Source organism: Streptomyces sp. WZ.A104 (genome assembly GCF_002382885.1).
Lineage (GTDB): Bacteria > Actinomycetota > Actinomycetes > Streptomycetales > Streptomycetaceae > Streptomyces.
Map to the genome: position 1 here is coordinate 57,087 of NZ_NWVL01000040.1, position 17,439 is coordinate 74,525.

The window sequence follows — 17,439 nt, forward strand, 5'->3', positions numbered from 1 at the left end:
ACTGACAGATCAGGAAACGCCAGGTAGCGTCACGGCAGGTCCGCTCAAGTGGACCAGACCACTCCCTACTCGGATCGTCCGGCACGTTCCTGCCGGTGGAGGAGAAGATTCAGCATGGCCAGTGTCACGTTCGACAAGGCGTCTCGCGTCTACCCCGGCTCCACGAAGCCGGCTGTGGACCAGCTCGAAATCGACATCGCGGACGGTGAGTTCCTCGTCCTCGTCGGTCCTTCCGGTTGTGGAAAGTCGACCTCCCTGCGCATGCTCGCGGGTCTTGAGGACGTCAACGGCGGTGCGATCCGCATCGGTGACCGTGATGTCACGCACCTGCCGCCCAAGGACCGGGACATCGCCATGGTGTTCCAGAACTACGCGCTCTACCCGCACATGACCGTCGCGGACAACATGGGCTTCGCGCTCAAGATCGCCGGTGTGAACAAGACCGACATCCGGGCGAAGGTCGAAGAGGCCGCCAAGATGCTGGACCTCACCGAGTACCTGGACCGCAAGCCGAAGGCGCTCTCCGGTGGTCAGCGCCAGCGTGTGGCGATGGGCCGGGCCATCGTGCGGGAGCCGCAGGTCTTCCTCATGGACGAGCCGCTGTCGAACCTCGACGCCAAGCTCCGTGTCTCCACCCGTACGCAGATCGCCTCGCTCCAGCGCCGCCTGGGCATCACCACGGTCTACGTCACCCACGACCAGGTCGAGGCCCTCACCATGGGGGACCGGGTCGCGGTGCTGAAGGACGGGCTGCTCCAGCAGGTCGACTCGCCGCGCAACATGTACGACCGCCCGGCCAACCTCTTCGTCGCCGGGTTCATCGGCTCCCCCGCCATGAACCTCGTCGAGGTCCCGATCACCGACGGCGGCGTGAAGTTCGGCAACAGCGTCGTCCCGGTCTCCCGCGAGGCGCTCAGCGCCGCCGCGGACCGCGGTGAGACCACCGTCACGGTCGGCATCCGGCCGGAGCACTTCGACATCGTCGAGCACGGGGGCGCCGCCGCGCAGTCGCTGACCAAGGGCGCCTCGGGCGAGCCGGCCGGTCTCGCCGTCTCCGTCAACGTCGTCGAGGAGCTCGGCGCCGACGGGTTCGTCTACGGCGGCGCGCAGGTCGCCGGCGAGCACAAGGACCTGGTCGTCCGTGTCGGCGGGCGCGCCGTCCCGGAGAAGGGCACCGAACTGCACGTCGTCCCGCGCCCGGACGAGCTGCACGTCTTCTCGACCTCCACCGGTGAGCGTCTCGCCAACTGACCCGCCGCCTGCCGTACGCTCGGGCCCCGCGCTCCCCGCAAGGGAGGCGCGGGGCCGTTTGCGTGGTCGCGGCGCGTTTGGGTTTCGACGCCGGATGGGGTCAAATACCCCGGCACACAGGGCATTTCACCTTGGTTCGTCAACCTGGTATTCGAAAGGGCGCGTCGAACCATCCCCCGCGAGGGTGACGAAATGTCGCCAAGTCATCACTGGCCGCTACGCTCGCTGCGTGACCCACACCGCGCGCCGCATCGGCCGATCCCTCGCTCTCGTCCTGCCCGTCGTCATGGTTCTGTCCGGGACCCTCGCGGTCACCACCGTTCCGTGGGCGGCGCCGGACAACGACTCCACGCTGCTGGCCGCCTCCTCGGAGACCGTGTCCAAACCAGCGAAGCCGCGTGCCCCGCAGGACATCCTTCGCGAGAAGCTGCTCGTGGAGCTCCAGGAGAAGGACCCGGGCACCGCGCTCACGGCTCTCCAGCGCGCCGTGGAGCAGCGCCCGTCGCTCGCCCGCCACTGCATGTCGATCGCGAAGGCGCTCGGCAAGGCCGCCGTCGAGCAGTACGGTCCGACCCGTGCGCAGCGCTTCTCCCGCCCCGTCTGCGACACCTCGTTCGCCTCCGGCGTCGCCCAGTTCAGCTGAGTCCGGGGGGCGGTGGCACGGAGCGCCGTCGCCCGCCCGCGGGCAGCGCCTATCGTGCCTGCCATGCATACGTATCCGACACAGGCCGTGATCCTTGCCGGTGGCCAGGGGTCACGGCTGCGGCCGTACACCGACGACCGCCCCAAGCCGATGGTCGAGATCCCCGGGACCGGGACGCCGATCATCGGCCATCAGCTGTCCTGGCTGGCCGCCGAAGGAGTCACCGACGCCGTGGTCTCCTGCGGGCATCTCGCCGAGGTGCTCCAGGAGTGGCTGGAGACGGCCGTGCTGCCGCTCCGGGTCACCACTGTCGTGGAAACCGAGCCCCTGGGACGCGGCGGCGGGCTGAAGTACGCGGCCGAGCGCCTGCCCGACGCCGATCAGCCGTGGTACGCCACGAACGGTGACATCTGGACGCGCTTCTCCTTGCGCGAGATGGCCGCCTTCCACGCCGAGCGCGACGCCACCGCCACTCTGGCCCTCGCCCGGCCCCGCATCCCGTGGGGTGCCGTGGAGACGGACGCGTTCGGGCACATCACCGACTTCATCGAGTCGCCGCCCTCCCCGTATCTGATCAACGCCGGGGTGTACGTGTTCTCGCCCTCGTTCACGAAGCTGCTGCCGGACCGCGGCGACCATGAGCGGACGACGTTCCCCCGCCTCGCCCGCGAGCGTCGGCTCGCCGGGTATCCACTGCCGCACGGGGCGTACTGGCGGGCCATCGACACCGCGAAGGATCTGACCGAGGCGGCCCGGGAGCTGGGCTCGCACGGGGCCTGACAGTCGCCCGTACGCGCGGCCGTGTGCGCTGGCGTGCGCCGCGGGAGCCCGTACGTACCGGTGAGCGCGGGAGAGGGCGGCCCCCACCCTGTTCGGTGGGGGCCGCCCTCTCCGTCTGACAAAGCCTTACGAAGCCCTACGAGAGACCTTACGAAGCTCTACGGAGCGGGCTCAGCCGAGGAGACCGCCGATCGGGTTCCGGCCGCCTCCGCCGGAGGTCGAGCCCTCGCCGCCGGAGGAGGTCGAGCCTCCGGTGGGCTCCGGTTCACCGCCGCCGGAGGAGGCGTCGCCGCCGGTGGAGCCGGAGGAGGTGGGACCCGCGCTGGTGGCGGACGGGGGCTGCTGGGGGGTGGACTGCTGCGGGGGGGCCTGGCCGGTGCCCTGGGTCTGGCTGGGCTGGGTGCTGCCCGAACCGGTGCTCTGGCCGCCCGAGTCACGGGTCGCGCCGGGGCTGGCCTCGCCCGTGCCGGGCGTGCTCGCGGCGCCGGAGCTGGAGGGTTCGGGGCGTCGCTGCTCTTCCGGCGTACGGGAGGCCTCGCGCTCGCCGGTGGACTCCTGGGGCAGCGGCATGCCGGGGAGGCGGTTGGTGGGGTAGTCGCTGCGGCCGGGGACGGTGACGACCTCGGTGGAGCGGACCGCGCCGCCGAGGACGGAGCCGACCAGCAGGGTGAGGCCGATGACGACGCTGGCGACGACGGTCCCGCGGCGCAGGACCCGGCGGCGCAGGTCCCAGATCTCGGAGCGCGGGCCGAGCTTGCGCCAGGCCTCCCCGGCGAGCCGCCCGTCCACGGAGTAGACGGGGGCGCCCGCGATGATCAGGGGGCTCCAGGCGGCCAGGAAGATGATGTCGGGCGCCTCGTACACCGGCACCGTGCGCCAGCTCACCGTCACCAGGAGGGCGGCGGAGAGCAGGGCGCCCACCGAGGCGGCGACGCGCTGCCAGAGGCCGAGGACGGTGAGGACGCCCACGACGACCTGGAGGAAGGCGATGGTCAGGCCCGCGCCGACGGGGTGGGAGAGGGCGAAGTCGCGCAGGGGCTCGGCCGCCGCCCAGGGGTTCAGGGAGGTCAGCCACTTCACCATCGAGCCGCGTTCGCCGCCGTCGAAGTAGACGGGGTCGCACAGCTTGCCCATGCCCGCGTAGATGCAGATGAAGCCGAGGAAGACCCGCATGGGGAGCAGGACGACGCCCAGGTTCATCCGGTGGCCGGGGTAGTAGGCGTGCCGGACCGGGTCGTTGCCGTGGCGGCGGGCGCGGGCCTCGGCAGTCTCGTCGTGGCCCTCGTCACCGCCGGGTCCGTCGAGGCCGTCCGGACCCTCGGGGCCGTCGACCGGATCGTACGCGCCGACGGCCTGGCGCATGGGCGGCAGGAGCGGGCCGGCTGATCCGGGCTGGTGCGGGGCGGTCAGTACGGGATTGGGCTGCGTCTCCTCCAGGAGCGGGATGACCTGCGTCGCGCCCGTCCCGTGCCCGTCGCCGGAGGCCCCGCCGAGTCCGGCATCGAGATGCCCGGCGGTGGAGTTGCGCATGGCCTGGAGGAGGCCCGTCGCGCCGGGGTCGCCCGGGGCGGACTTCCCGCTCCAGACGACGGGTGCCCGCCGCCGGCCTCCGGCTGCGCCGCTCATCGCGGGGATGCGGGCCGTGGCCGCGGGGGCACCGCGCAACAGTGCGCGCTGGCCCGGGGGGAGCTGCACCCGGAAGCTGGCGTGGTTGACGATGACCTGCGCGGGGTCGCTGTCCACCTTGGTCATGCTCAGGGCGGGTTGCTCGTCGAACCGAGGCGTTCTGGTGTCCACACTCATCTAACCGAGTGATGTGTGTTTAGGACACTGCCTTGACCGCACCAGATGTGTCCGAGACCCGTCAAGATCAGGCCAAACTCGGGCATCCTGGAACTGTGTTCGGCGTTCGCGCGTCAACTCGCCCGGCGGACGAGCCCATTGCCGCGCGAACGCCGACCGGTGCCGGTGCGGCTACGCGCGGCGGCGCGCCACCTCGTACAGGACGATGCCCGCCGCGACACCGGCGTTGAGGGACTCGGCGCCGCCCGGCATGGAGATCCGCACACGGTAGTCACAGGTCTCGCCGACGAGGCGGCCGAGACCCTTGCCCTCGCTGCCGATGACGATGACGACCGGGCCGTCCAGCGCCTCCAGGTCCTCCACCGTGTGCTCACCGTCGGCGGCCAGGCCGACGACCGTGAGGCCCGCCTTCTGGTAGCCCTCCAGCGCGCGGGTCAGGTTGGTGACCCGGGAGACCGGGGTGCGGGCCGCCGTACCGGCCGAGGACTTCCACGCACCGGCGGTCATACCGGCCGCCCGGCGCTCGGGGACGACCACGCCGTGGCCGCCGAACGCGGAGACCGAGCGGACGATCGCGCCCAGGTTGCGCGGGTCGGTCACCCCGTCGAGGGCGACGATCAGCGGGTCCTCGTTGTTGTCGTACGCCGCGGCGGTGAGGTCCTCCGGGTGCGCGTACTCGTACGGCGGGACCTGGAGGACGAGGCCCTGGTGGTTCAGGCCGTTCGTCATCCGGTCCAGCTCGGGGCGCGGGGCCTCCATCAGGTTGATGTTGCCGCGCTCGCCCGCGAGCTTGAGCACGTCACGGACGCGCTCGTCGTTGTCGATGAACTGCTGGACGTACAGCGTGACGGCGGGCACGCCGTCACGCAGGGCCTCGAAGACCGGGTTGCGGCCGACGACCATCTCCGAGGTGCCCTTTACGCCGCCGCGCCGGGGGGCCGGGCGGCGGGCGGCGGCCTGCTTGGCCTGGACGTTGGCGATGCGGTTCTTCTTGTGTCCCTTGCGGGCGGAGGCCGGAGGAGTCGGGCCCTTGCCTTCGAGACCACGGCGTCGCTGGCCACCGCTGCCGACCTGCGCGCCCTTCTTGTTGGACGTGCGGCGGTTCCTGCGCTGGCTGTTCCCGGCCATGATCTACCTGTTTCGTTGCTTTCAGACGTGCGTACGTTTAAGGAAAGTGTGCCGCCCGGATCGCCGGGCGGCACAATCTCACTGCTCGGAGCGGGTGCTCAGCGCGGTCCCAGCGTCCACCGGGGGCCGGTGGGGCTGTCCTCGATGACGAGGCCGGACCGGCCCAGCTGGTCGCGGATGGCGTCGGCGGCGGCCCAGTCCTTGCGGGCCCGGGCCGACTGCCGCTGGTCGAGGACGAGGCGCACGAGGGTGTCGACGACCCCGTGCAGATCCTCACCCCGGTCGCCCTCGCCCGCCCAGTGCGGGTCGAGCGGGTCGAGGCCCAGGACGCCGAGCATGGCCCGGACCTCGGCGAGGCGGGCGGCGGCGACTTCCTTGTCGTCGGCGGCGAGCGCGCTGTTGCCCTGGCGGACGGCGGTGTGGACGATCGCGAGGGCCTGCGGGACGCCCAGGTCCTCGTCCATCGCCTCGGCGAAGGCGGCCGGCACCTCGGCGGCGGGGGGAACGGTCTCCCCGGCCTTCTCGATGGCACGCTGGACGAAGCCCTCGATCCGCGCGAACGCGGACTCGGCCTCGCGCAGGGCCTCCTCGCTGTACTCGATCATCGACCGGTAGTGCGGGGTGCCCAGGTAGTAGCGCAGGACGATCGGGCGCCAGTGCTTGACCATCTCGCTGACGAGGACGGAGTTGCCCAGCGACTTGGACATCTTCTCGCCGGACATGGTGACCCAGCCGTTGTGCACCCAGTAGTTGGCGAACGCGTCGCCGAACGCCTTGGCCTGGGCGATCTCGTTCTCGTGGTGCGGGAAGATCAGATCGATGCCGCCGCCGTGGATGTCGAAGGCGGAGCCAAGGTACTTGTGGGCCATGGCCGAGCACTCCAGGTGCCAGCCGGGTCGGCCGCGGCCCCACGGGGTCTCCCAGCTGGGCTCACCCGGCTTGGTCGCCTTCCACATCGCGAAGTCCCGCTGGTCGCGCTTGCCGGTCTCGCCGTCGCCGGAAGGCTGGCGCAGATCGTCCAGCTCCTGGTTGGAGAGCTCCAGGTAACCAGGGAGGGACCGGACGTCGAAGTAGACGTTGCCCTCGGCCTCGTAGGCGTGACCCCGCTCGATGAGACCGCGCATCATCTCGATCATCTCGGGGATGTGGCCGGTGGCACGGGGCTCGTAGGTGGGCGGCAGGCAGCCGAGCACGTCGTAGCCGTCGTTGAACGCGCGCTCGTTCTCGTAACCGATCGACCACCAGGGGCGGCCCTGCTCGGCGGACTTCGTGATGATCTTGTCGTCGATGTCGGTGACGTTCCGGATGAACGTGACGTCGTAGCCGCGGTAGGTGAACCAGCGGCGCATGATGTCGAAGTTCAGGCCCGAGCGGATGTGGCCGATATGCGGTGCTGCCTGGACGGTGGCGCCACAGAGGTAGATCGAGACACAGCCTGCTGTGAGCGGGACGAAGTCACGGATCTGCCGGGCGCTGGTGTCGTGCAGGCGAATAGTCACGCCTCAAGGGTAGTAGGCCGACACCAGTGCCCCGCGACCCTTGGGGATCGCGGGGACAACTTTCTGATACCGGGATGCCTCTTTCTGGTACCGGGATGCCTCGAACCGGCCCCGAGAGCGTTCTCCGGGGTGCGCGATACGCCTCCGGAGGCCTCAGATGCTGCCGACGACCTTCCGCGGCGAGATCCGGACGACCACACGGGGGGCGTCGGCGGCGGAGTCCGGGTTGAACTCCGCGTACGGCTTGCCGGTGTACTTCACCGCGAGCTCGTCGATCAGCTCCTGCCCGCCGTCCGTCGTCAGCGTCGCCTCGCCACGGATCTCGGCGTAGCTGTACGGGGCGTCGAAGGGCTGGACGAGCACGGTGACGCGCGGGTCGCGGCGGAGGTTCTTCTCCTTGCGGCGGCCGATCGTGGTGGAGATCAGCACGTCGTCGCCGTCGCGCGTGACCCACACCGGGGAGACCTGGGGGCTGCCGTCGGGCTGGATGGTGGCGATGTTGACGAAGACGGGGGTGTCGAGCAGGTTCTTGAGCTCGGTGGAGAGTGCGGCGGTCATGCGTACGTCCTCCTGGTCCCTGCGGGAGATCGGTTCGGTGATCAGGCCCGATGCTTCTACCCCGTAACCGGGCGCGGCCCCGGCTCCTTCGCGCCCGTTCACCCGTTCACCCGCTCCCCGCGCGTCCCGCCGGAAGGGTGAACGCGAGGGCCGCGCCGGTCAGCGGGTCCGGTAGACCAGCGCGGTCGCGATCCCCGCGATGCCCTCGCCGCGGCCGGTGAAGCCGAGCCCGTCGGAGGTGGCGGCGGAGAGCGAGACCGGCGCGCCCACCGCGGCGGACAGCACCTTCTGCGCCTCGTCGCGCCGCTTGCCGATCTTCGGGCGGAGGCCGACGACCTGGACGGCCACGTTCCCGATCTCGAAGCCCTCGGCGCGGACGATCCGGGCGGCCTCGGTGAGCAGAGTGATGCCCGCGGCGCCGGACCACTCGGGGCGGCCGGTGCCGAAGTGCTGCCCGAGGTCGCCGAGGCCCGCCGCGGAGAAGAGCGCGTTGCAGGCGGCGTGCGCGACGACGTCGGCGTCGGAGTGACCGGCGAGTCCGGGGCCCTCGCCCTCCCACTTCAGGCCCGCGCACCAGAGCTCGCGGCCCTCCTCGAAGGCGTGGATGTCGGTGCCGATCCCGACGAGCGGGATGACGGGGGCGGGGGTCCCCGCGGCGTGCTGCTCAGAAACCATCGTTGGCCCTCCTGCGGGCGAGTACCGCTTCGGCCAGTACCAGGTCGAGCGGCCGGGTCACCTTGAACGCCTCCTCGTGCCCGGGGACGACGACCACCGGCGCGCCGAGGCGTTCCACCATGCCCGCGTCGTCGGTGGCACCCTCGCCGTCGAGCGCGACCTCGGCGTGGGCCCGCACCAGCGTGTCCCGGTCGAAGCCCTGCGGGGTCTGCACCGCGCGCAGCCTGGCCCGTACGGGGGTGGCGAGCACCGGCTCCGGCTCCCCGGCCGCCGCTGCGGGCTCGACCTCCTTGACGGTGTCCGCGACAGGCAGCGCGGGAACGACGGCGGGCGCCCCTCCCCGTACGGCCTCGACCACCGCGTCGACCGTGTCGACCGGCACCAGGGGACGGGCGGCGTCGTGGACCAGGACGACGGAGACGTCCTCGGGCAGCGCGTCGAGGCCGAGGCCCACGGACTCCTGGCGGGTGTCACCGCCCGGCACCACCAGGTAGTCGGTGTGCTCGGGCAGCACGTGCTCGTCGAGGAGGTGCTTCACCTCGGGCGCGCCGTCCGGCGGGGCGACAACCACGACCAGGGAGACCGACCGGGAGGCGGCCATGGCGCGGACCGCGTGGATCAGCATCGGCGTACCGCCGAGGACGCGGAGGGCCTTGGGCGCGCCCGGCCCCAGGCGCACGCCCCGCCCGGCCGCGGGGATCACCGCGGCGGTACGGGGAGGGCGCGACGGGCCGGACGGCGGGGGCGTCGATGACATCGGGTGCACTCCGAAGGTCCGAAGGTTCGGCAGGTTTGTCTTCCGTGCCGACATGGGTAGGGGCCCAGCGAGCCGGGCAGGACGCCCTGTCTCGAACCGGGCCCCTTCCGTGACACCCGGTCGGAACAGCACGTCCGGTCGGGACAGGTGTGCTCCCGCACGAGTGGACAGCACATAGAAGAGCGGCCGGTACCAGTACGCTTCACGGGCCCGGGGATGGATGATTCGGGTCCGAACATGCCGCAGCGCCCGACGACACAGCGTGAAAACGACTGGTCAGCGGGCACCGCGGCACATTCATACGACCGGATTCATACGACCGGTGCGACCCGGTTCAGGACGCGAGGACCTCGTCGAGCAGAGCCTCGGCCTTGTCCTCGTTCGTGTTCTCAGCGAGAGCGAGCTCGCTCACCAGGATCTGGCGGGCCTTGGCGAGCATGCGCTTCTCTCCGGCGGAGAGACCGCGCTCGCGCTCGCGACGCCACAGGTCACGCACCACTTCGGCGACCTTGATGACGTCGCCGGAGGCGAGCTTTTCGAGATTTGCCTTGTAACGCCGGGACCAGTTCGTGGGCTCTTCGGCGTACGGCGCGCGCAGCACCTCGAAGACCCGGTCCAGCCCGTCCTGCCCGACCACGTCGCGCACGCCTACGAACTCCGCATTGTCCGCCGGCACACGAACCGTCAAGTCGCCCTGGGCGACCTTGAGCACCAAGTAGGTCTTGTCCACGCCTTTGATCTGGCGAGTTTCGATAGCCTCGATCAGCGCGGCCCCGTGATGGGGATAGACCACGGTGTCGCCAACCTTGAACGTCATGTGACAGGTACCCCTTCCGTGGCTATCCAGAGTAACACGAGAATCGCCTCTCCTGAATGGCGTTTTCGCAGGTCAGGGCATATCTCGGGGCTTGACAACAGCGACACGAACGTGCTGCGGAAGGCTTCCGGAAGGCGGTATTCGCAGGTCGGAGCCGTTGTGCACCCGGCGCGAAACGCCCACGTCACGCAGCCCGGAAGCCCTACAGAAGAGGACGAAAGTCCCGTTTTGCCGGTTTCCTGATGACGATCATTCTGCACCCCGTTCGAGGATCGCTCACCCGTACGGGTGCAAGTGCCGGACCGCAATGAAATTGATCAAGCCAAACGCCCTGCCGCACCTTTCGCGGAATGCGTCGCCGCCGGAAGAATTGATCACGCGGATTACGTGAACGGCAGGCGACTTACCGACCGGTAGACCTTCAACGGTTACCGACTGGTAGACCTCCCGGGGCCTCCCGGGCCTCCCGGGGCCGCCAGATGAGCGGCTCCCCGTCCGGCTCCGGCCGACGTCTTCCCCGGGCACCCCAGGGCGCCTTCCGGCAGCCCTCGGGGAAGTGGCGGAGCGCGTAGGGGCGGGTCGGGTGCAGGGCGGGAGCGGTGGCTCGGTAGCCTAAGGCCGCTGACACACCCTTAGGGCGGCTTTACGTCACTCCTTCCGCCGCCGCTCTCGGGAGGGTCGGCACGACGTACGAAGCCCGCAGTCCGACTCGTTCAAGGAGTTGCCGCCGCCGTGAGCCGCAGCCTTCGACACGGCGCTCTCGCCGCCACCGCCACCGCGTTCTCGATCGTCACGCTGTCCGCCTGCGGTGCAGGCAACAACGCGGAGACGCTCCAGATCAGGCCGGACAACGCGGCCACCTCGGTCGGCACCATCAAGATCCAGAACGTCAACGTCATCACGCAGCCCGAGGGCGGTGCCGATGGCGCCGCCGTCGTCGCCGCGACGCTGTTCAACGACGGCACCGAGCGCGAGGTGCTGGAGGCCGTCACGCTGCCCGGCAGCGACGCCGAGGTGAACCTCCAGGCCGCCGACGGCAAGGGCCCCATCGTGGTCCCGGCCGGCGGTCAGGTCATCATCGGCGGCAAGGGCAACGCTTCCGCCGTGATCGAGAACAGCGGCGAGGCGGCCCGCAACGGGGATGTGCAGCAGGTCGTCTTCAAGCTGAGCCGGACCGGCGACGTCGGCCTCGGCGCCAGCGTCTTCCCGGCGGAGGGCTTCTTCGAGGACTTCGGTCCCAGCCCGAAGGCAGAGGCGCCCTCGCCGAAGCCGAACGCGACCGCCTCGGAGACGCCGTCCGGCGACGGCGAGACCCCGGGCACGCCCGAGGGCGAGACGCCCGGCACCCCGGCGGACGGCGCGGGCGCGGAGGGTGCCCAGGGCGCCGATGGCGCTCAGGGCGACACGGGAGCGGAGCAGGGCGCGGCCCACTGACACCGGCGCGCCGCCCCCGTACGGCGCACGAGCACGACACGAAGGGCGCTTCCCGGTCGGGAAGCGCCCTTCGGCGTGCTGCCGTGCGGAGAGCGCCCCCGGTGCGCGCTCGGGCCCGGGGAGGCAGCTCGGTGCCGTTTACGGCTCGAACTTGTACCCCAGGCCCCGCACCGTGACGAGATACCGGGGCGCCCCGGGGTCGGGCTCGATCTTGGCGCGCAGGCGCTTGACGTGGACATCCAGGGTCTTGGTGTCGCCGACGTAGTCCGCGCCCCAGACCCGGTCGATGAGCTGCATACGGGTCAGTACTCGGCCCGCGTTGCGCAGGAGCATCTCCAGGAGGTCGAACTCCTTGAGCGGGAGGTCGACCTTGCCGCCGGAGACGGTGACCACGTGCCGGTCCACGTCCATCCGGACCGGGCCCGCCTCCAGGGCGGCCGGGGTGACCTCCTCCGGCTCTCCCCGGCGGCGCAGGACCGCGCGGATGCGGGCGACGAGCTCGCGGGAGGAGAAGGGCTTGGTGACGTAGTCGTCGGCTCCTATTTCCAGCCCGACGACCTTGTCGATCTCGCTGTCCTTGGCGGTGACCATGATCACCGGAACATTGGAACGGCTGCGGAGCTGGCGGCACACCTCGGTGCCGGGCAGGCCGGGCAGCATCAGGTCGAGCAGGACCAGGTCGGCGCCGTTGCGCTCGAACTCGTCCAGACCGTCGGGGCCGGTCGCCGCGATGGCGACCTCGAAACCTTCCTTGCGCAGCATGTAGGACAGGGCGTCGCTGAAGGATTCCTCATCCTCGACGACAAGCACTCGGGTCACGGAAGAGCCTCCGGGGCGGGGAAGGGGTCAAAGGTGTCGGTCTCGTACGGCCCCTCGTCGTCGCCGTTGACGATAAGCGGTCCGCCGGTGGTGCGCTCCCTCAGGACACCCGATTCGGGCAGCCGGAGGGTGAAGGTGGAGCCCTGTCCCTCGGAGCTCCAGACGGTGACCTCCCCGCCGTGCGAGGCGGCCACGTGCTTGACGATGGCGAGGCCGAGACCGGTGCCACCGGTGGCCCGCGAGCGGGCCGGGTCGACGCGGTAGAACCGCTCGAAGACCCGTTCGCGGTCCTTCTCGGAGATGCCGATCCCCTGGTCGGTGACGGCTATCTCGATGAGATCCCCGCCGGGCGCGGCCATCCGGCGTGCGGCGATACCGACGCGGGTGCGGGCGGGACTGTAGTTGACGGCGTTCTCGACGAGGTTGCCGAGCGCGCCGACGAGCTGGCCCCGGTTGCCCCAGACCGTGAGGCCCTCGGTGCCGGCGGAGGCCATGGTGATCTGCTTGGAGCCCGCCTGCTGGCGGCAGCGGTCGATCGCCTCGGCGATCAGCGTCTCCACCTTGACCGGCTCGGCGTCCTCCAGCGGGTCGTCGTTCTGCACCCGGGAGAGGTCGATGAGCTCCTGGACGAGGTTGGTCAGCCGGGTGGCCTCGATCTGCATCCGCCCGGCGAACCGCTCCACCGCCTCCGGGTCGTCGGAGGCGTCCATGACCGCCTCCGAGAGCAGTGAGAGCGCTCCCGTCGGGGTCTTGAGCTCATGGCTGACGTTGGCGACGAAGTCGCGCCGCACCGCTTCTATCCGGCGCGCCTCGGTCAGGTCCTCGACCAGGAGGAGCACCAGCCGCGAGCCCAGCGGGGCGACCCGGGCGGAGACGGCGAGGGCGTCCCCCCGGCCGGTGCCGCGCCGGGGGAGGTCCAGCTCGACCTGGCGTATCTCCCCGTCCCGCCGGGTGTCCCGGGCCATGTTGAGCATCGGCTCGACGGCCAGCCTGCCGCCCCTGACCAGCCCCAGGGCGTACGCGGCGGAGCTGGCCTTGACCACACTGTCGCTCTCGTCGAGAACGACGGCGGAGGAACTGAGCACGGAGAGGACGGTGTCCACTCCGGGGGGCAGAGCGGCGTTGCTGTCCGGCCGCAGGGACGTACGCGTGGGCCGTTTCAGATCGCGCTCGCTCCAGCGGAACGCCAGCATGGCGATCACACCGGTCAGAAGACCGGCGATCGCAGCAGCTGCGGCGACCGCCGCGTTCACGTCCATGCTTCAAGGTTATGCGGGTGCGCAGACACTCTCCCAGCCGTCCGAGCGCCATCTCGAACACTCGTCGCCCAGAGTTCACCGAGGGGTAGGTGCCGGTTCACTTAGGGGGTTGGATCCGGACGCGTTGCGGCCGCACCGTGGGACCGTGGGGGTCGGCCCGAGACCCCGGCCTCAGTTGGAACTGGAGAGGGACTTCCATGCGCGACGCTTACCACGAGGAACTCGATTCGATCGGAGAAAGCCTGGTCGAGATGGCCCGGCTGGTCGGCTCGGCGATCGGGCGGGCGACCACGTCCATGCTCGACGCCGACCTGACGCTGGCGGAGAGCGTGATCGCCGGCGACCAGAAGGTCGACGACCTCCAGCACGAACTGGAGGCCCGCGCCATCGCGCTCCTCGCCCGCCAGCAGCCGGTCGCGACCGACCTGCGCATCGTGGTGACCTCGCTGCGGATGAGCGCCGACCTGGAGCGCTCGGGCGACCTCGCCCAGCATGTGGCGAAGCTGGCCCGGCTGCGCTTCCCGCAGTCGGCGGTCCCGCACGACCTGCACGCCACCATCCTGGAGATGGGCCAGCTCGCGCAGCGCCTGATGGCCAAGGCCGCCGAGGTCATCATCACCAAGGACGTCGATCTGGCACTCCAGCTGGAGCAGGACGACGACGAGATGGACCTGCTGCACCGCACGCTGTTCCAGCACCTGATGGACGACCGCTGGAAGCACGGCATCGAGACGGCCGTGGACGTGACGCTGCTGGGCCGCTACTACGAGCGCTTCGCCGACCACGCGGTGTCGGTCGCCAAGCGCGTGGTCTACCTGGTGACGGGCGAGCACGCGGACGAGATCCAGGCGGCGGCACCGGTGGAGGGCGCGTAACGGCGCCCCTTGCCGCGCAACGGCACTCCGTCCGCGTAACGGCGCTCCCGTCCGCGTGACGGCACTCCTCGTCGCCGCGTAACGGCACTCCGTCCGCACGTCGGCACTCCTCGTCCGAGTGCCGACGTGCCGCCTCCTGCCCCGGTCCCCCGCCCTCCCGCCTCTGCCTGTCGACGGCGTACGCGAGTCGCACATGCGTTCCTGCGCGCGTGCGCCGTTGATGCGCCCGCCGGGATGGGCATGCAATGGGGGTGGGGGCGGTGCACCATGCCGACCGCCGCCCCAGCCGTACGCCCTGAGGAGGGACCATGGCCGAATCCCCCATGACCGAACCCCAGCAGGAGACCCCGACCGAAGTGGTGCACCTGACCGTGCTCGGCGCCTGCGGCTGCGGCTCGGGGTGCGGGTGCGGCTGCCAGTCCGGTGCTCCGTGCCAGTGCGGCGGCTGCTGCGGCTGACACGTACAGGCGCACGGAATACGGACGCACGGAATACGGGCATACGGAATACGTACGTACGGCGTCGGCCCGGAGGAGGAGCCGGGCCGACGCCGTACGTGTGCCGGAGCGCGAGGTGCGCGGGTCAGACCGCGCGCTCGACGGCCAAGGGGTTCTCGGCCCGGTCCGGCCGGACCTCGGCCGGTACGGGAGCGAGCTCGGGAGCAACGGCGTCCGCACCGCCCGGGTGCTCCTCGCGCGGCAGGTTGCGCATCAGCAGCCAGTAGCCGAGACCCGCGACCGTGCCGATCACGGCGCAGGCGCCCCAGAGCCAGGCGGCGCCGTAGTGGTCGATCACGAAGCCGGACATCAGCGGCGCGACGAGCGCCGCCACCGACCACGACATCGTGTACATGCCCTGGTAGCGGCCCCGGCCCCGGGCGGGCGACAGCTGCACGACCAGACCCGTCTGGGTGGGCGCGTTGACGATCTCGGCCAAGGTCCAGACGCACACCGTCAGTGCGTACGCCGCGACCGACCCGGCGAACGCCGTCAGCCCGAAGCCGTACCCGGCGAGCAGCGAGGAGATGATCAGCAGCCGGCGCGGATCGCGGTGCTGGATGAAACGGGTGACGGGGATCTGGAGGACCACGATCAGCACGCCGTTGACGGCGATGGCGGTACCGAAGTCGGAGCTGGACAAGCCGTCCGTACCCATCGCCACCGGAAGTCCCACGTACCCCTGCTGGAAGATCAGCGACACCAGGAACGACAGCCCCACGACGCCCATGAAGCGCCCGTCGCGCAGGACAGTGGTGAGCCGCACCTCGTCCTTGGGCCGCTTGCCACCGACGCGCTTCGCGGGCGCCTGCTCGGGCCGCGACTCCGGCACCTTCACGAAGACGACGACGGCGCACACGAGCGTCATCAGGGCCTCGCCGATGAAACCTGCGAGATAGCTGTACTCGGCGATGAACCCGGCACCTGCGGCAGAGATCGCGAAGCCGAGGTTGATGGCCCAGTAGTTGAGCGAGAAGGCCCGGATCCGGTCCTTCGGGGGCACGATGTCCGCCATCATCGCCTGGACGGCGGGGCGTGAGGCGTTGCTCGCCATACCGACGAAGAACGCCACGGCGGCGATGGCGAAGGGATGCACCATGAACCCGAGCAGTGCCACCGAGACCGCGGTGGAGACCTGGGCGATCAGCATGGTGGGCCGCCGCCCGAGCCGGTCGGTCATCACACCCGCGCCGAGCGAGGAGATGACCCCGCCGAGCCCGTGGAGGGCGGCGACGAGCCCGGCGTACGAGGCCGAGTAGCCCCGGTCCAGGGTCAGGTACAGAGCCATGAAGGTCGCGACGAACGCGCCGAGGCGGTTGACCAGGGTGCTGGTCCACAGCCACCAGAACTCGCGGGGCATCCCCGAGACGGTCTCGCGGGCGGCTGTGCGCAGACCGGCGACGGACATAAGGATTCCCCCCACGGGACGTACGGAACGAGCGCCTCGGGTAATACTCCCGATGACCTTCGAGACATTACGAAGCCCGGCTCTCCGCCCGCCACCGAATTGACGCCCACCGTCAATCGTCCCGCCGCCGGGCGCTCCTCGGGCATCCCCGGACCCGCGCTGTCCGCGTTACGGGCGGGCGCGCGGAGGCCACGGGGGTTCGATTACGCTCGGACCCATGGCCGACGCACCGTACAAGCTGATCCTCCTCCGCCACGGCGAGAGCGAATGGAACGCGAAGAACCTGTTCACCGGCTGGGTGGACGTCAACCTGACCGAAAAGGGCGAGAAGGAAGCAGTCCGCGGCGGTGAGCTGCTCAAGGACGCCGGTCTGCTCCCCGACGTCCTGCACACCTCCCTCCAGCGCCGGGCGATCCGCACCGCGCAGCTGGCCCTGGAGTCCGCCGACCGCCTCTGGATCCCGGTCCGCCGCTCCTGGCGCCTGAACGAGCGCCACTACGGCGCCCTCCAGGGCAAGGACAAGGCCCAGACGCTCGCCGAGTTCGGCGAGGAGCAGTTCATGCTGTGGCGCCGCTCGTACGACACCCCGCCGCCGCCGCTGGACCGCGACGACGAGTACAGCCAGTTCGACGACCCGCGCTACGCGACCCTCCCGCCGGAGCTGCGCCCGGACACGGAGTGCCTGAAGGACGTCGTCGTCCGCATGCTGCCGTACTGGTTCGACAGCATCGTCCCGGACCTCCTCACCGGCCGCACGGTCCTGGTCGCCGCCCACGGCAACAGCCTGCGCGGTCTGGTGAAGCACCTGGACGGCATCTCGGACGAGGACATCTCGGGCCTCAACATCCCGACCGGCATCCCGCTCTCCTACGAGCTCGACGCCGACTTCAAGCCGCTGAAGCCGGGCGGCACGTACCTGGACCCGGACGCGGCGAAGGCCGCGATCGAGGCCGTGAAGAACCAGGGCAAGAAGTAGCCCGCAGGCGGTAGTCCGTACGCGGCAGTCCGCACGCGCCAGTCGCCGCGCCCCCGGCCCGACGGTTCATCCGTCGAGCCGGGGGCGCGGCGCTGTGCCGGGCTCCTGTCGCATGCCGCGTGGAACAACGCGCGGAGCGGACAGGCGGTCCTACGTTGTTCGTGGGTTGGACGGGCCGTCGTAAGGTCCAGAGGCCCAGAGACACCGGGTATGGCTTTCAGGCGGTTGCCCTCGATGGTTCCCCTCACCTGGCCGCCCGG

General features: G+C 70.6%; 17 protein-coding genes. 7 read left to right on the top strand and 10 right to left on the bottom strand.

Annotation, left to right across the window (positions count from 1 at the left end; translation table 11 throughout):
• Positions 1 to 114 precede the first annotated feature (114 nt).
• From CIB93_RS21655 to CIB93_RS21665, 3 genes are all read left to right on the top strand, one after another.
• Complete coding sequence (locus tag CIB93_RS21655) at positions 115 to 1,251, top strand: ABC transporter ATP-binding protein (RefSeq protein ID WP_096629046.1); 1,137 nt, start codon at positions 115 to 117, stop codon at positions 1,249 to 1,251.
• 229 nt (positions 1,252 to 1,480) lie between these two features.
• Positions 1,481 to 1,894, top strand: a complete 414-nt coding sequence (locus tag CIB93_RS21660) for a hypothetical protein (RefSeq protein ID WP_096629048.1) — start codon at positions 1,481 to 1,483, stop codon at positions 1,892 to 1,894.
• A 63-nt stretch (positions 1,895 to 1,957) separates the two neighbouring features.
• Positions 1,958 to 2,674 carry a nucleotidyltransferase family protein gene (locus tag CIB93_RS21665; protein WP_096629049.1) on the top strand — a complete coding sequence of 239 codons (717 nt, stop codon included), beginning with the start codon at positions 1,958 to 1,960 and terminating at the stop codon, positions 2,672 to 2,674.
• A 171-nt stretch (positions 2,675 to 2,845) separates the two neighbouring features.
• Here the strand turns inward: CIB93_RS21665 and CIB93_RS21670 are convergent, their stop codons facing one another.
• From CIB93_RS21670 to CIB93_RS21700, 7 genes are all read right to left on the bottom strand, one after another.
• Entirely contained in the window at positions 2,846 to 4,477 is a 1,632-nt protein-coding gene (locus CIB93_RS21670; protein ID WP_257002300.1) for a DoxX family membrane protein, read from the bottom strand.
• A gap of 171 nt (positions 4,478 to 4,648) precedes the next feature.
• Positions 4,649 to 5,605, bottom strand: a complete 957-nt coding sequence (rlmB, locus tag CIB93_RS21675) for a 23S rRNA (guanosine(2251)-2'-O)-methyltransferase RlmB (protein ID WP_096629052.1) — start codon at positions 5,603 to 5,605, stop codon at positions 4,649 to 4,651.
• 98 nt (positions 5,606 to 5,703) lie between these two features.
• Positions 5,704 to 7,104, bottom strand: a complete 1,401-nt coding sequence (cysS, locus tag CIB93_RS21680; RefSeq protein WP_096629054.1) for a cysteine--tRNA ligase — start codon at positions 7,102 to 7,104, stop codon at positions 5,704 to 5,706.
• A gap of 153 nt (positions 7,105 to 7,257) precedes the next feature.
• On the bottom strand, positions 7,258 to 7,662 hold the full coding sequence (locus tag CIB93_RS21685) for a PPOX class F420-dependent oxidoreductase (protein ID WP_096629085.1): 405 nt from the start codon (positions 7,660 to 7,662) through the stop codon (positions 7,258 to 7,260).
• Between the two features lie 159 nt (positions 7,663 to 7,821).
• Positions 7,822 to 8,337 carry a 2-C-methyl-D-erythritol 2,4-cyclodiphosphate synthase gene (gene ispF / locus CIB93_RS21690; protein ID WP_096629055.1) on the bottom strand — a complete coding sequence of 172 codons (516 nt, stop codon included), beginning with the start codon at positions 8,335 to 8,337 and terminating at the stop codon, positions 7,822 to 7,824.
• Positions 8,327 to 9,094, bottom strand: coding sequence for a 2-C-methyl-D-erythritol 4-phosphate cytidylyltransferase (gene ispD / locus CIB93_RS21695; protein WP_096629057.1), 768 nt, complete (start codon positions 9,092 to 9,094; stop codon positions 8,327 to 8,329). The genes ispF and ispD overlap by 11 nt, the downstream gene beginning before the upstream one ends.
• A 334-nt stretch (positions 9,095 to 9,428) precedes the next feature.
• Positions 9,429 to 9,911, bottom strand: coding sequence for a CarD family transcriptional regulator (locus CIB93_RS21700; protein ID WP_003953493.1), 483 nt, complete (start codon positions 9,909 to 9,911; stop codon positions 9,429 to 9,431).
• A gap of 732 nt (positions 9,912 to 10,643) precedes the next feature.
• Here CIB93_RS21700 and CIB93_RS21710 point away from each other — a divergent pair.
• Positions 10,644 to 11,345: a DUF461 domain-containing protein gene (locus CIB93_RS21710; RefSeq protein WP_096629058.1), complete on the top strand. Its 702-nt coding sequence runs from the start codon at positions 10,644 to 10,646 to the stop codon at positions 11,343 to 11,345.
• Between the two features lie 138 nt (positions 11,346 to 11,483).
• On the opposite strand, the gene CIB93_RS21715 is transcribed toward CIB93_RS21710, so the two are convergent.
• Both CIB93_RS21715 and CIB93_RS21720 read right to left on the bottom strand, forming a co-directional pair.
• A complete protein-coding gene (locus CIB93_RS21715; RefSeq protein ID WP_003968183.1) occupies positions 11,484 to 12,164 on the bottom strand; it encodes a response regulator transcription factor in 681 nt (226 codons plus the stop codon).
• Positions 12,161 to 13,423, bottom strand: coding sequence for a cell wall metabolism sensor histidine kinase WalK (locus CIB93_RS21720; protein WP_096629060.1), 1,263 nt, complete (start codon positions 13,421 to 13,423; stop codon positions 12,161 to 12,163). Before CIB93_RS21720 ends, CIB93_RS21715 begins: the two co-directional genes overlap by 4 nt.
• Before the next feature lie 197 nt (positions 13,424 to 13,620).
• Between CIB93_RS21720 and phoU the strand changes: the two genes are divergently transcribed.
• Together phoU and CIB93_RS38035 are read left to right on the top strand one after the other, a co-directional pair.
• On the top strand, positions 13,621 to 14,298 hold the full coding sequence (gene phoU, locus CIB93_RS21725; RefSeq protein WP_096629061.1) for a phosphate signaling complex protein PhoU: 678 nt from the start codon (positions 13,621 to 13,623) through the stop codon (positions 14,296 to 14,298).
• 308 nt (positions 14,299 to 14,606) lie between these two features.
• A complete protein-coding gene (locus tag CIB93_RS38035) occupies positions 14,607 to 14,756 on the top strand; it encodes a hypothetical protein (protein ID WP_179500197.1) in 150 nt (49 codons plus the stop codon).
• 124 nt (positions 14,757 to 14,880) lie between these two features.
• Here the strand turns inward: CIB93_RS38035 and CIB93_RS21730 are convergent, their stop codons facing one another.
• Positions 14,881 to 16,203, bottom strand: coding sequence for an MFS transporter (locus CIB93_RS21730; protein ID WP_096629063.1), 1,323 nt, complete (start codon positions 16,201 to 16,203; stop codon positions 14,881 to 14,883).
• A gap of 217 nt (positions 16,204 to 16,420) precedes the next feature.
• Between CIB93_RS21730 and CIB93_RS21735 the strand changes: the two genes are divergently transcribed.
• On the top strand, positions 16,421 to 17,179 hold the full coding sequence (locus tag CIB93_RS21735) for a phosphoglyceromutase (protein ID WP_096629064.1): 759 nt from the start codon (positions 16,421 to 16,423) through the stop codon (positions 17,177 to 17,179).
• Positions 17,180 to 17,439 lie beyond the last annotated feature (260 nt).